This window comes from Pedobacter sp. AC402 (assembly GCF_979252805.1).
Window position 1 is genome coordinate 1,411,235 of the sequence record NZ_CEEDAI010000009.1, and the last position, 15,254, is coordinate 1,426,488.

Here is a 15,254-nt window from a genome sequence, read left to right on the forward strand (position 1 = left end):
TTAGTGGTAATTTCCCTTTGCTGAAGCCTTGACATTACAAACAGGCCCATTTAGTTTAAAGATATATTAAACTTTTTCCATATGCTTAAGCAAGTATTGCGCAAACGTTTGATGCAATGCTCATGCGAAGTATTAAATGCAGTGAAACGCTACTCAAGTACCCAAAAATAAAAAAGCCGACACTGCGCAATGCAATGTCGGCCAGTATAAAAACCGTGAAGCCTTGTTATTTATCCCACCATACTTTTCCTACCAACTTATCGCCACCAGGTACGGCGGCTGATGCAGCTTTATAATTTACTGCATTGGTAACGCCTTCAAAAAGCGGATAAGGAAAACGGCGTGGAATTGTTCCATTGGTTGCGTTACCACTATAAATTACTGGAGTTAAAGCAGGCATGCCTGTTCTCCGCCAGTTAGACCATGTTTCGTAAAAATCCAACATGGTAATGGTATGTGCCCAATATTGGGTAGCAATCATATCCAAACCATTTGCCGGTACATAAGGATGTGCCACCAGATATGCAGCAGCATCAGTAGCACTTACAGTCATTGATGGGTCGTACTGCGATAAATACGTCATTGCCGAAGTTACGCCTGCATTGTAATGTGTAGCTGCGCTACCACCAATATTATAACGCTGTGCAGCCTCTGCCCAAAGCAGCTCTGTTTCTGCATAAGTTAAAATAAAGGTATTACCATCCTTTTTCAACATACCGGGATTCGGTGAGGAATAATCGGTAAAATCTGTATAAGAAGGATCCTGACGTACATCCCTGGCTGCAATACCGCTTAAATCTTTACCGTTTGGCATGCCCTTTTGTACTGCAGCAGTTGTAATGAAAGCAGGATTTTGATCCTTAGTTCCATCGGTTAAATATAGCTTGGTTACAGCAACCTTACCTAAACGCGGGTCGTTATTGGTTTTTAAATAATTGATAAAGGTGCTGCTCCAGCGGGTATAAAAATTCTCTTGACCACCATCTCCCAAAAGCACCTGCGAATTTCTGTTTTTAGTTACACGGTCACCATTGGCATCATGTTTAAAAAATGCATTATCAGCGTCGCTGGTCATGGTTTTCCCTACCGCTTTGTTGATATAGTTTTGTGCCAATGTTGCATCGGCTTTGGTTAGCCTCATGGCCATACGCAACATCAAACTATTGCCAAAACGTTTCCATTTGGCAATGTCACCAGCGAAAATAAGGTCGCCTGTAACTTTATCACCGCTTGCATTTAATGCTGTGCTGGCTTCATCAACCTCTTTTAACAGATCGGCATATATAGCCTGTTGTGCATCATATTTAGGATACAAATTTGCGGTGTAATAACCTCTACCTGCATCAAAATAAGGTATATCGCCATATAAATCGGTTAATCTTTCAAAAATGAGTGCTTTCCAGATTCTACCCATTTGGTAAACGTTGTTATATTGAGGCTTTCCTTTGGTAAATTCAACCAGATCGGCAGCATATTTAACCTGATCGGGATAAGCTTTTTCCCAATAAGCCGCGGTGTAACCTTCGTTAAGCAAGTATTTATCTCCTGCCCAATAACTAATAACAGACGACATTCCCTGCATCATGGTTGAGGCATAGATTAAATTACCTCTCCAGGTTTCGTAAGCAAAATCGATGCTCCCTGTATAATTTAACTGAGCCGTAGATAATAGGAAGTTTGGATTATATTGCTCCTGACTGATAGCTGTTGGATCTGTATTAATTTTTTCAAAGTCTTTTGTACAACCAGTTATCATGGCTAATCCAGATAATAAAAGTGGTACGTATAATTTTATGATCGTTTTCATTTCAATTTTTTTTAAAGGATTATAACTTAACACTTAAATTTAAACCGTAGGTACGTACTGGTGGCACACCACCTAACTCCATACCAGGAATGGTTGCATTATAGCTCGATTCGGGATCAATGTTGTCTGTTTTCTTCATCAGAATGAATAAGTTACGACCAACAAAGCTTACGTTTAAACCTTTAATTTTATTATTGAACATTTTTGCAGGAAAATTATAGCCTAAAATCACCTGTCTGAACTTTATAAAGCTCGCATCCTGCACAAATTGTTTTGATACATTATTAGCAAAATTGGTGTAATAAGTTGCCGCATTTGGTTTGGTAGGGTCAGCAGCAGCGGCAGCATCCAATGCATCACGGTTTTCGAGTGTTGACTGATGCAAACCAAACACATAACCATAATAATCAGTAGCTGAGAAAATTTTGCCACCCCATTTACCGTCGATTAAGAATGAAAGATTAATTCCTTTGTAAGTAAATTCGTTATTCCATCCGGCAGTCCATTTATTGTATGCCGAACCATAAGGTTTCAATTCCCCTCTTTCCGGAATCCCGTCGGCACCTTTAACAATATTGCCATTTGCATCATACTTATAATCGTAAGCCATAACCTGCGCAATAGCCAATCCTTCTAAATTTTGCAAAAAGCCTACATTACTTCTTGAGGTTGCTAATGGTTGCGAGGCGGTACCAGGTGCAAGGGTTAATACTTTATTATCATTGTATGAACCGTTTATGCTTGATGTCCAGTTAAAATCCTTATTCTTTAAAACAACTCCAGATACCAAGCCTTCTATCCCTTTGTTTTGCAAACGGCCAATATTTAAAATGGCAGCGTTATAACCTGTTGTGGTAGAAGCAGGAACAGCCAGGATTTCATCTTTCGATTTTTTATTGTACCAGGTTAAATCGAAGCTCAAACGATCGCCAAAGAACTTCATCTCCGTACCAATCTCTAATTCTGTAGCACTTGACGCTTTTAACGTAGCATTTGGAATTGCTGGATTAACAATATTACCCAATGAGCTTCCATTAACGGTTTCGCTACGTAAATTATAGTATAGTTGGGTTTGGAACGGATCTGTAGCCTGTCCAACCATTGCATAACCTGCCCTGAGTTTACCAAAACTCAAAAAAGATGGTTTCCATAACTCTGAGAAAACAAATGAACCGCTTACAGAGGGATAGATGCTATTGAGTTTATTATCTTTCCCTGGGGTTGCCAGTGTAGAAAACCAGTCATTGCGTAAACTTCCTGTTAAATATAAAATATCCTTATAGGCTAATTCCAAAGTACCATATACCGATTGAGTTTCTTGATCTGTTTGATAAATACCAACAGCTTTACCGCCGGTATTGGCTAAATTATACACGCCAAAAATCTGGAACGAACCACCTGTATTTGTGGTTCCGGCCCCTTTGGTACGACGATAACTGGCACCAAAATTAGGTGTGATTGAAAAATCATCTATTTTAAAAGATTTACCAATTAATGCATCAACGTTAAGGTCAGAAAATTTACTGATCTGCCTCTGTATACCCCCCATCAGCATCGTACGCTGTACCTGAAGGGGTAATACCTAAATAATTATCGTTGTACGAGTCTCTACCTGCACGTAACTGTAAAAACAGTCCGTTATCGAAAGTATATTTTGCGTTGATAGAACTCAATAAACGCTCTCTTTTGGTATTGTGGATAAAATTGTAAGCGGCAAACCAAGGGTTAGTTGCATAGGTATTGCCAGTGTTATACGAAAGCTCAGATCCATCGGGTTTTGTACCCGGCTTAAGTGTTTCAATATTTACGCTGGTTGGTAAAAACGCTGCGTTGTAATTGGCATTACCTGCACCATCTGAAACCATAGGGCGGTTATTTGCTTGTTCTAAAATGTAGTTGAAGCGTGCATCAATTACCAAATTTTTAATGGGATCGAAAGTACCTGATAGGGTAAAGTTTTGTCTGTTTAAGCCAGAGTTTGGCACAACAGAACGGTTAGTTAAATCGCTTGCCGATAGGCGCATTACGCCACCGGTAAATGATTTGTTTAATGCCAGGGTATTGGTAAAGGTTCCCCCTGTTCTATAAAAATCCTCAATATTATTTTCCTGGGCCGAATAAGGTCTGCTCACCCCATCAAACTGAACTACGTTTGATCCATCTAATTTTGCTCCCCAGCTCGAACCGCCTACTTGGGCGGCTGCGGTTGCATCAGCAGGTTTTACCCCATTGGCACCCTGGCCGTAAACATATTGCCAATTGGTTCTATCCATTACCTGTTCGGCTACATAGTTACTGCTAAATTCGATGCTGTTCCCTTTTCCGCTTTTGGTGGTTATTAAAATTACCCCAGCTTTTGCTCTGTTGCCATATAAAGCTGAAGCGGCGGCACCTTTAAGCACCGAAATGCTTTCGATATCATCGGGATTTAAATTGCTAATCGCATCGCCCAGATCGGGAGCGTTATCGTATTGACCGCCGTTGTTTCCAATACCTATTGTACTTCCAAAACCAACAGGGGCACTTTCCATCGGAATACCATTTACCACATATAGTGGTTGTTTTGATGGGCCCATGCTCGAAACCCCACGAATGGTAACATTGGTTGCTGCACCAGCACCGCCAGAAGTACCCGCAATATCCAAACCTGCTACCTTACCCACCAATGAGTTGGTAACGTTATTTTCGCGTGCCTGTGTTAAGGTTTCGCCACCAATTTGCGTAACTGAATAACCTAAAGCTCTTCTTTCTTTTTTGATGCCCAAAGCCGTAACCACTACATCGGTAAGCTGTTTGGTATCTTCTGAAAGCACTATATCGATACTGGTTTGAGCACCGATTGAAATTTCCTTTGTTTGAAAACCTGCAAATGAAACCACCAAAACCGCATTTTCTGGCGCATTTAAAGAAAATTTACCATTTACATCTGTTGAGGTACCAATACCTGTTCCTTTTACCCGAACAGTTGCTCCGGGTAGTGCACCTCCAAGTGCATCTTTAACCGTTCCGCCGATTGGTACTTCCTTATTTTTGCTAATTACAATTAAGCCACCTTCAGAAACAGAATATTTCAGGTTCGTTCTGTTTAAAATGGCTGCCAACACATCAGTAACCAAAGTATTGGTAACAGTAATACTTACATCCTTATTAACAGGAACGTAAGAAGAACTGTAAACAAAATGGTAACTGCTTTGCTGTTCAATAATCTGTAATACCCTGGCCAGTTTTGTTTTCTTAACATCTAAAGAAATTTTTTCCTGAGAAAAAACCGATGCCGAAACATTAAGACAGGTAATGAAAACCATAATACAGGTTAGTTTCATTAGCATAATGAATTTTAAGAGCGCTTTATATTTTGGGCGCCCTTGCAGTAAGTAATAATAAATCATATTTTTGTTTTTTTGGTTGCATAAGTTCTTGGCAGCAATCTGTTTGCGCATAAACTGCCATTAATTAATCAAAAGAGAAATATTTAAGGGCGGTGCTCCAACACCGTCCTTTTTTTCTTCCTATTTTGAGATGATTACCTGTTTTCCCTTTATCTCATATTTAAAATTATTTTCAGTTGCTTTTAAGGCATTCAAAACCTGTTCGATAGTCTCATTTGTAATGGTTGCCGTAAAACGGTATTTTTCTATGGCGGGGTCTGTAAATTTGATTTCTACATTATACCATTTCTCTAAAACATTCTTGATTTCATCAAAATCCTGATCGTAAATCTCAATCCGGTTTTGCGTCCACGCGGTTTCTACAATCGTGCTATCCTTAATTTTAGTGTAATGATTAATGGTAATTTCGGGCTGGGGCGCAGTTGGCTTTACCAGTTTACTTTTTAATTGAGGAGCAACATTTTTATAAAAAGTAACTTTCTGACTTGGTTTAAGGGTAATGGTACCTCCATTTCCATTTACAGCTTCCATTGTAATTAACCCACGGATTAAGGTTGCCTCTGAAGTAATTTCATCAGGATAGGCTTTTACATTAAAAGCCGTGCCCAGCACATTGATATTAAAATCAGTAGTATGCACTTTAAATGGCTTATTTTTGTTGTGTGTAACATCGAAAAAAGCCTCTCCAGTTAAGGTTACTTCTCTGGTTTGATCGTTAAAACCTTTGTTAACGGATAAAGAACTTTTCGCATTCAATAACACAGCAGTACCATCTTGAAGCCTGATTTTTTTGCGCTCGCCGTTTTTGGTAGTGAACGTATTAATCACCTGCGCAGCGTTTTTAACACTATTGTAATGATTATAGTTGTTATAAATAAGTACCGAACCAATAATGAAAATGATTGCCGCAGCAATTTTAAGCCATAAATAAGGGTTAATCTTTACAACCTTTCCTACCGGGAATACACTTTCTTTAAATGTTTCTACTTGTTTGTTTAACGGACGTTTGTTACCGCTCAATATCACAAACAGTTTTTTTGCCTCTGCAATTACCTCCGCCTGTTCTTGATGGGCATTAATATACTTCTCCCAATATCCAATGCAAAGCTTATCTGTTCCAGCGCAATATTGCTGGAAAGTGCTGTCGACTAAAAAGTCTTCTGCATTAAATTTACTTCTATCAACCATTATTGTTTGCCTTTTATATAGCAGTGCCTAAAAGCTTTACTTTTTCCTAAGGAAATTTTAACTTTTTTTTAACATTACCGAATATATGCGTTGAATAGCGACAGAAGAAGGAAATTTAATTTGTGAAATCAACTTTAGAGGGGTAAAAAAAGAATTTTCATGGATAAAAAATCCGGTGATTTTTTCAATATAGATTATGTCGTAATTTTTTTTGGGCGTTTTAACACGCTATCCGCTGTATCTTTTGGTTATCCCTTCGCTTATTAAGCTTCAGGTATACCAAAAGGATGCCGCTGCTATCGTTAACGCAATTCAAGACCTTTTTTACTAAGCCTGGAAAAAATGATTTACGCATTAAATTCCTTTCTCAGGATTTTAAGCGCATCATAAATGGTATTGTAGGCAGTTTTAATGGTTTGATTGCTTTGTTCGGCAATTTGCTCGTAAGTTAATCCATCAAAAAATTTCAGATGGATGAGTTGTTTCTGCCTAAATGTCAACTTTTCCAACGCGTTTTTGAGCTGATGTTTTACCGAGCTCATCACTTTGTACTTTAACAATAAATTCTTCGTAACTCATTTCCATCCAATCGCCATCGGCCCCGGCGTTAAAAAGTGCATCATTAATTTTGCGTTTTCTTTCTAAAATGCGGAGCAACTTACGCTTAAGGAAAGTACGGAGATAGGCTTCTACATTATCTACCCGGGTTAAGCTTTCGTGTTTTTCCCAAATGGTGCTAAAAACAAGATCGGTGGCTTCACTTGCGGTATCGGCATCGGCACAAACCCTGATTCCGAAATTTACCAATGGATAATAAAGCGCAGCATAGAGATCAAAAAACGCATCTTTATCGCCAGTTCGTAATCGTTCCCATAATAAGTGATGCGCTAATTTGTTGTCCATTAATTTGTTAGTTGTTATCGCAATATTAACTAAAAACAACAAGATTATTACGTCCGGATTTTGATCAAAGTGAAAAAACTAAAACTCCACTATCCAAAACTTATCAGTTTATTTTACTTTAAAGCAGTTTTACTAAAAATATGGTATTCTCCTGGTGCCAATGTTTGTGTGTAAATGTTGCCGGCCAGGTTAATATTGCTCCCGAAACCATCTGTCCAATTACCTGCTGTACCAAAATCAATATTGGCTGTTTGGTTTACCACATCAAAGTTTCCAACCACTACAACGGTATTGTTTCCTTCAATTAACTTAATATATTTAATTCCGCCAGCTAAACTATACGTAGAATTTGCTGAATTAAAAATGCTGTTATTTTTCTTTAGCCTGATCAATTTGGCATACACATCGTACAAAGCTTTTCGGTTAGGATCGGTATAATAATCCCACTTAATTGGTTTTTCACCTGTCCTGTTGTTATAATCAATGCTAATATCGTAACCCAATTCTCCAAACTGCCACACCATTTTTGGCCCCGGAATACTAAATAAAAATGCCGCGGCCAATTCCTCCCTTTTTAATGCTGTTGCCAAATTCCCTTTAATTGTATAACTACCTGACCCGTTACCGTAACTGATGTTTTTAAAATTCAGCCTTTCTTCATCATGACTTTCGCCATAGGTAACCAGTCCATCCGATTTAGTAAAACCATGGTTACCATAAAAACCCCATTGAAAATTCGAGTTTCCCAGCCAGCCCATAGTGGCTTCGTTCATGTTTACATTTAGGTTGTTCCACAACATCATCCCATCATCGGCCAGCACCTTTTCTTCAGATTCTTCTGTAAAATGCTCTAAAATCACATAAAAATTATTGCCATCAACGCTTTTTATAAAGGCATTATAATCTTTCCAAATGGCAATACGACTTGCGTCGAACAGCCTGAATTGTGCATCATCTGTTGATGTTTTCTGTGTAAATCCTTTAGAAAGATCGAAGCGGAAACCATCAATTTTATACTGCTGCATCCAAAACTTCATTACATCTTTGGAGAATTTTTTCGTTGCCTGGCTCTCATGGTTAAAATCGTAACCCACATTAAAAGGATGCTTGGCATCAACATTAAACCATGGGCTGGCAGTTGTTGGTTTTGAGCCATCGAAATACAATTGTACCATGGGCGATTGCCCAAATGAATGATTCAACACCATATCCATAATTATGGCAATGCCACGGCCATGGCACTCATCAATAAAATTCTGCAAAGCCGTTTTGGTACCGTAATATTTATCGGGTGCAAAATAAAACGATGGATTATAACCCCAGCTTAAATTCCCTTCGAACTCATTTACGGGCATCAGTTCAATTGCATTTATACCCAAACCTACCAAATAATCGAGTTTGGCCAAGGTTGAAGCATAATTATGATCGGATGTAAAATCGCGGACGAGCAATTCATAAATCACCAGGTTATTTTTATCGGGACGTGTAAAACTGGCATTTCTCCAGGTATAGGTTGGCTGATTGGCCTGCATTGTACTTACAACACCAGTGGTTTTACCCGTTGGATATGCTTTTAAATTTGGATAGGTTGCAGCAGTGATGTGTTGATCGTTATCAGGATCGAGTACTTTTTCGCAATAAGGATCAGCAACTTTTAAATTCCCATCTACATAAAATTGATAGGCATATTCTGAATTCGGATTTAAATTATCGAGCTGAATCCACCAGTAATTTCCATCTGGTGTATTTTTCATCGGTGCAGCAGTTACCAACCAATTGTTAAATTCGCCAATCAATGAAACTGATTTTTTACCCGGGGCATAAAGTGTTACAATGGCTGATGTGCCATTATTGATAAATACTACTCCATCTTTTGCTCCCGAAGGTAAATCTGCCTTTTGATTGGTTGGCGTTGGCTCTATACCTCTGTCATTTGATGCTTTTTTACATGCTGTACTAAAAGTTATTACTAATAGTAAAAGGTAAACAATGGTTTTGACTCTTTTTGTTTCGTGCAGGCACGAACCAAGGCGGTTAGTTATTCTTTTCATTTGGTTAGGATTATTATTGGTTTTACCACAGAGAACACCGAGTTATCACAGAGCGCACTGAAAATAAATATTTTATGTACCTCGTTCTGTGTTCCCACAGAACGAAATCCTCACTATCTCCTCGGTCTGTGTCCTCACAGACCGAAATATGAGTAATGGACTAAAATCTCGCTAGTGGTTTGTGAGGACACAAACCACGGGAATATGAGTAATGTCTGTGAGGACACAGACCATGGAGTAGGTTTAGACCGATCTATTTTCTTCAACACCGAGTTTCGATGCCAAAATTTCATCAGTTTTTTTTGGTTCGTGGATAAACAGATAACAGATTATAGCAGCCAGAATCATTAAACCGCCACCGAGTTGAACGGCTAAAAGTCTATCATTATTCAGAACATTACGCATCAGCCAGCCAAAACCTAATGAGGCAATAATCTCTGGCAAAACAATAAAAAAGTTAAAAATCCCCATGTAGATCCCGATTTTATCTTTTGGTAACGATCCGCTTAACATGGCATAAGGCATAGAAAGGATACTCGCCCAGGCAATACCAACGCCTGTCATACATAAATACAACATATTTTTATCGTGCACCCAGGCTACACTGATTAAGCCAATGGCCCCGCAAATTAAACAGAGCGCGTGCGTGGTTTTTCTACCCAATGCATCGGCAATTTTTGGCAGCACCAATGCAAAAAGAAAAGTGATTACGCTATAATAGGCAAGTGTTAAACTTCCAAAATCTGCACCTTGTGCATAAACCGGATCTGCTGCATCTTTCCCGCCAAAAACATTCACAGCAACAGCCGTGGTGTAATAAAACCACATTAAAAATAAGCCTGGCCACGTAAAAAACTGCACCAAAGAAACAATCTGCATCCTTTTGGGCATATTTTTTAATGCACCAAAAATTTCGCGGGCACCACCACCAAAACCTTTGTTGCTTTCTTTAACTTTTTCATTAAAATCCACTTCTTGTGGCGGGTATTCTTTAGTGGTAAAAACCGTCCATAATACAGCGGCTAAAAAGAAAAATGCGCCGATATAAAAAGAAAATTTAACGTTTTCAGGAATATTGCCTTTTTCTGCTGTGTTGGTTAAATGGAAAACATTGTTCATAATCCATGGCAAAGCCGATGCCACACTCCCACCCAATCCAATCATCATGCTTTGCATAATAAAACCTCGGTTAACCTGGCTATCAGGCAATTTATCGGTAACAAAAGCGCGGAAAGGTTCCATGGCAATGTTTCCAAAAACATCTAAAACCCAAAGCAGGCCGGCTGCCATCCATAATACGCTGCTATGTGGCATAAAAATTAAAGCAATACTGCTTACAATCGCACCAACCATAAAATATGGTCTTCTTCTGCCCCATTTTGGATGCCAGGTACGATCGCTCAGGTAACCAATAATCGGTTGTACCAATAAGCCTGTTAAAGGTGCTGCCAAAAACAATAACGGAACCTGATCGGGATTGGCCCCCAGGTTTTCGTAAATACGCCCCATGTTGGCACGCTGTAAATCCCAACCGAACTGGATGCCAAAAAAACCTACACTCATGTTAATGATTTGAACAAGTGTTAATTTTGGGTTCTCGAATATTGTTTTTAAACTCATTTTGGTTTGTTTAAGCGCTTAGCGCAGGGCGCATGGCGTTACATTTTGGTTATAAATAATGTTCAATCGCTACCCGCGTTACGTTTAACGCATTGCTAATGATTAGAATTCTATCACCTGTGCGCTAACGGGTGTAACGGTTACGGGTATACTAGTTCCTGCCGGGATGTTTAATTTCCTTTCGGTTAACAAATCTGTAACCGGGGATGAATGTTTAACTTTTAAAATCTGATCTGGGATTTCGATATTGGCGTTTAAAGTTTGTGTTCTGTCGAAATTGGCCACAACCAATAAACGTTGTTTACCGGAGTACCGGATAAAAGCATACATGCGGTTATTCATATTCCCAGTAACAGGAACTTCATATATCTCTCCATTTACTACCGCATCGCTGGTTGTGGTAACTTTTAGCAATTGTGTGTAATATGCTCGCAGGCTTTGTTGCGCAGCACTTAGTTTCTGACCATCGAATAAACCTCCGTTCATCCATTTCTGGTGATCGGGAACGCCCCAATAATCGAATATTGTTGTGCGGTTATCATCGCCACCGAAACCTTCTTGCCCTTTGCCTTGCTCGCCAACTTCCTGCCCGGAATAAAGCATTACCGGACCTGAACCCAGGGTAGCCGAAATAACCATTGCAGGCAAAGCCAGTTCGGCTTTTCCTGCAAATCCTGCTGATGCAATGCGTTCTTCATCGTGATTTTCTAAAAAGCGCAACATATGTTTGCCAAAACCAGCACTTTCTACCTGCCACACCTGCTTAATTGCTGCTACATCTGCAGTTGGTTCATTTTTGATCAGTTTTTTAAGGCCATCGTATAAACCCACTTTATCATATAGGTAATCGAATTTACCCTCATCCAAATACTGCTTGTAAACTGTTGGATTGTAAGCCTCTCCCAAGAAAATAAGATCGGGGTTAACTTGTTTTACTTGTGGTATAACCCAATTCCAAAAGGCAATGGGTACCATTTCGGCCATATCACACCTAAAGCCATCTACGCCTTTTTTAGTCCAGTATATTAAAATATCCCGCATTTTAAGCCAAACAGGTGGAATGGGATCGAAATATTGTTTTTCTCCATTCAGGTAGTCTACTCCATAATTTAATTTAATGGTTTCGTACCAATCATCATATTTGGGTTGGGCAGAAAAAACGTTATTACCAGTTGCCTTTGCTGGATTTTCTTCAAATTTCCCATCTTGTAAGGCGGAGATGGGGGTAGATTTTGATCCTGATGTGGGTACTGAAAATGGTTGACCAGGGGTATAGTAAAAATCGTTGGTGGTACTAAAAGCTTTTGTAACATCGTCTTTTTCCCCAAAGTCGGTTACTCCACTTGGTTTTGTATAAGAATGATAGCTTCTGGCAACGTGATTGGGCACAAAATCGATAAGCATTTTCAGGTTATGATCATGTGTTCTCTTTACCAAAGCCTCAAATTCTTTCATCCGGTTTTTAACGTCAACAGCTAAATCAGGGTCAACATCATAATAATCTCGGATAGCGTATGGAGAACCTGCTTTGCCCTTTACTACATCGGCATCGTCTACTTTAATTCCGTAAGCACTATAATCAGTTAAACTTGCATGGGCCAGTACGCCGGTATACCAAACATAATTTACGTGGAGTTCTTTTATGCCTGCTAAAGCCTTATCGCTGATATCATTAAACTTGCCAGAACCGTTCTGTTCAATGGTTCCGTAAGGGATATTGGTTGTATTTTTATTCCCAAATAAACGGGGCAATAACTGGTAAATAACGATTTGTTTATCGTTCATTTTTGTACGCTTTTTTTGTGCAAAGGATGATAATGTAAGAATGGCAAAAGTAATAAAAAGTGTTATGTACCTACCCTTACCTCCTCCAAAAGGGAACAGAGATAGGACTGAAAAGGTTTTTCTATTTACGGAAGATTGAAATTTTAACCCGTTACCCACAGCCTTTAAACCCTTTACATTCCTCATACCAACGCTGCATTATTTACTTCGATTTCGGTATTTCCAGCCAATTTATAAACCTGGTTTCTAATGCCGATTTCTAAATCGATTGTTGCATTATTTTTTATACTGATACCGTTTTCGGTAATGTTAATTTTTAAGGTTGCGCCTCTAAAACCAATGGTAAAAGAAAATGATTTCCATTTATCAGGTAAGAAGGGATTAAATTGAAGTTTACCGTTTCTAACCCGCATACCCGCAAAACCTTCTACCACACTCATCCAGGTACCTGCCATTGAGGTAATGTGCAGGCCATCTTCGGTATCGTTGTTATAGTCATCAAGATCTAAACGTGCTGTGCGCAGGTAAAATTCGTAGGCACGCGCTTCATCATTTAATTTTGCAGCCAATATGCTGTGTACGCAAGGCGATAAAGAGCTTTCATGCACGGTGCGCGGCTCGTAAAAGTCGAAGTTTCGTTTTAAAGTATCGAGATCATAATTTTCTTCAAAAAAGTACAATCCTTGTAAAACATCGGCCTGTTTAATAAAGCACGACCTCAAAATCCTGTCCCAACTCCATTTCTGGTTAATTGGTCGTTCACTTGCAGGGAGATCACTAACCAAAGTCTGTTCTTTATCCAAATAACCATCCTGTTGTAAGAAAATGCCAAGTTTTTCATCATGAGGGTAATACATTTTCTCAATAATATCGGCCCAATCCGCAAACTCTTGCTGATTAAAATTTATGCTTTTTAGTAAGCTGTTGTATTTTTCTGGTTGTTGTGTTTTTACAATTTCAGCGGCTTCGGTTGCATATTTCATGCACCATGTAGCTAAAATATTGGTGTACCAGTTATTGTTTACGTTGTTTTCGTATTCATTTGGTCCGGTTACGCCAAGCATTACATATTGTTGTTTATCGTTGCTCCAGTTAACACGTTGTTTCCAGAAACGGGCAATACCGATTAATACTTCTAAACCAAAATCTGATAAATAATTGTCGTCGCCTGTATAACGGATGTAATTAAAAATGGCAAAGGCAATGGCACCGTTGCGGTGAATTTCTTCAAAAGTAATTTCCCACTCGTTGTGGCATTCTTCGCCATTCATGGTAACCATTGGGTATAATGCAGCCCCATCTTTAAAACCTAATTTTGCTGCATTTTCAATTGCTTTACCCAATTGTTTATGGCGGTACACCAACAAGTTTTTGCTTACTTCCTGTGGGGCTGTAGCCAGGTAAAATGGCACACAATAAGCTTCAGTATCCCAATAGGTAGAGCCACCGTATTTTTCGCCTGTAAAACCTTTCGGACCGATATTCAATCGATCATCTTTGCCGGTGTAGGTTTGGAAAAGCTGAAAAATATTGAAGCGAATGGCTTGCTGGGCCGAAACATCTCCTTCAATTATGATATCACTTTCTTCCCATTTGGTTGCCCAGGCTTCGGTTTGTTCTTTTAATAAAGTATCAAATCCTTTAGCAGATGCTTTGGCAATAACTGCTTTTGTTTCTTTTAAAAGAGATTCTTTAGCATAATTCTCTGAAGATAAATTAGCAGCAATTTTAACCAGGGTAATCTCCTCGTTTGCTTTAACATCAAGAGAAAAAGTTTGTGCAACGAATTTTTCTTTACGTACCGCCTCTGGATTAATGTTTAGTTTTTCGGCGTTTTTATACAGTTCGATATTGCTTCCGGTACAAACCTCAAACTCAGTTTTCTTTGTTCTTAATTTGATATAGGCCTCGGTTCCTAAAATTTCATCAGCTACCTTATCCCAAAATTTTTCATCGTAGTTACTGTCCTGGTTTTTAACATCGCCATCAATAAAAGGCGTTAAAGTTAACTTACCATCAAAATTTAAGGGGGTAATGGTGTATTTAATGGCACCAACTTCATCATCGGCTATGCTGCAAAAACGGGTAGCTTTTACTTTCAGGGTTTTTCCGCTTTTTAATTTTGCGGTAAAGGTCCGCTCCAGGTAACCGGCATGCATATTCAATACACGTTTGAAATCTTGTACTTCTGCTGTTGCCAGATCAAGAATTTCATCATCAAGCTTTACTTCAATACCAACCCAGTTTGCCGCATTTAATACTTTGGCAAAATATTCAGGATAGCCATTTTTCCACCATCCCACACGGGTTTTATCTGGATAATATACCCCTGCAACATAGTTACCAGATAGGGTTTCGCCGCTGTAAGTTTCTTCAAAATTTGCACGCTGCCCCATGCGACCATTGCCCAGGCTGAAAATACTTTCCGAAATCTTATTCAAATGTGGATCAAAGCCTTCTTCGATAATATTCCACTCATCTGCCTTAATGTAATTTTTCATAATTGAAAAT

General features: G+C 39.0%; 10 protein-coding genes. All 10 read right to left on the reverse strand.

Annotated elements, in window-relative coordinates; translation table 11 throughout:
- Positions 1 to 226: 226 nt before the first annotated feature.
- The 10 genes from AC0IWE_RS17100 to AC0IWE_RS17145 all read right to left on the reverse strand — a co-directional run bounded on the left by AC0IWE_RS17100 (position 227) and on the right by AC0IWE_RS17145 (position 15,244).
- Positions 227 to 1,807 (reverse strand): SusD/RagB family nutrient-binding outer membrane lipoprotein, encoded by a 1,581-nt coding sequence (locus AC0IWE_RS17100; protein ID WP_471793959.1) that lies wholly within the window; start codon positions 1,805 to 1,807, stop codon positions 227 to 229.
- A gap of 19 nt (positions 1,808 to 1,826) precedes the next feature.
- Positions 1,827 to 3,356, reverse strand: coding sequence for a TonB-dependent receptor domain-containing protein (locus AC0IWE_RS17105; protein ID WP_471793960.1), 1,530 nt, complete (start codon positions 3,354 to 3,356; stop codon positions 1,827 to 1,829).
- Positions 3,328 to 5,130 carry a SusC/RagA family TonB-linked outer membrane protein gene (locus tag AC0IWE_RS17110; protein WP_471793961.1) on the reverse strand — a complete coding sequence of 601 codons (1,803 nt, stop codon included), beginning with the start codon at positions 5,128 to 5,130 and terminating at the stop codon, positions 3,328 to 3,330. Before AC0IWE_RS17110 ends, AC0IWE_RS17105 begins: the two co-directional genes overlap by 29 nt.
- 186 nt (positions 5,131 to 5,316) lie before the next feature.
- Positions 5,317 to 6,384 carry a FecR family protein gene (locus AC0IWE_RS17115; RefSeq protein ID WP_471793962.1) on the reverse strand — a complete coding sequence of 356 codons (1,068 nt, stop codon included), beginning with the start codon at positions 6,382 to 6,384 and terminating at the stop codon, positions 5,317 to 5,319.
- A 347-nt stretch (positions 6,385 to 6,731) separates the two neighbouring features.
- The gene (locus AC0IWE_RS17120) at positions 6,732 to 6,884 is read right to left on the reverse strand and encodes an RNA polymerase sigma factor (RefSeq protein ID WP_471793963.1); all 153 of its coding nucleotides are present in this window, start codon (positions 6,882 to 6,884) and stop codon (positions 6,732 to 6,734) included.
- Positions 6,874 to 7,287, reverse strand: a complete 414-nt coding sequence (locus AC0IWE_RS17125; RefSeq protein ID WP_471793964.1) for an RNA polymerase sigma factor — start codon at positions 7,285 to 7,287, stop codon at positions 6,874 to 6,876. The genes AC0IWE_RS17120 and AC0IWE_RS17125 overlap by 11 nt, the downstream gene beginning before the upstream one ends.
- A gap of 113 nt (positions 7,288 to 7,400) precedes the next feature.
- The gene (locus AC0IWE_RS17130; protein WP_471793965.1) at positions 7,401 to 9,338 is read right to left on the reverse strand and encodes an alpha-amylase family glycosyl hydrolase; all 1,938 of its coding nucleotides are present in this window, start codon (positions 9,336 to 9,338) and stop codon (positions 7,401 to 7,403) included.
- Positions 9,339 to 9,581: 243 nt separating this feature from the next.
- Positions 9,582 to 10,958, reverse strand: a complete 1,377-nt coding sequence (locus AC0IWE_RS17135) for an MFS transporter (protein WP_471793966.1) — start codon at positions 10,956 to 10,958, stop codon at positions 9,582 to 9,584.
- 102 nt (positions 10,959 to 11,060) lie between these two features.
- On the reverse strand, positions 11,061 to 12,743 hold the full coding sequence (locus tag AC0IWE_RS17140) for an alpha-amylase family protein (RefSeq protein ID WP_471793967.1): 1,683 nt from the start codon (positions 12,741 to 12,743) through the stop codon (positions 11,061 to 11,063).
- 182 nt (positions 12,744 to 12,925) lie between these two features.
- Positions 12,926 to 15,244, reverse strand: a complete 2,319-nt coding sequence (locus AC0IWE_RS17145) for a glycoside hydrolase family 65 protein (protein ID WP_471793968.1) — start codon at positions 15,242 to 15,244, stop codon at positions 12,926 to 12,928.
- Positions 15,245 to 15,254: the final 10 nt, after the last annotated feature.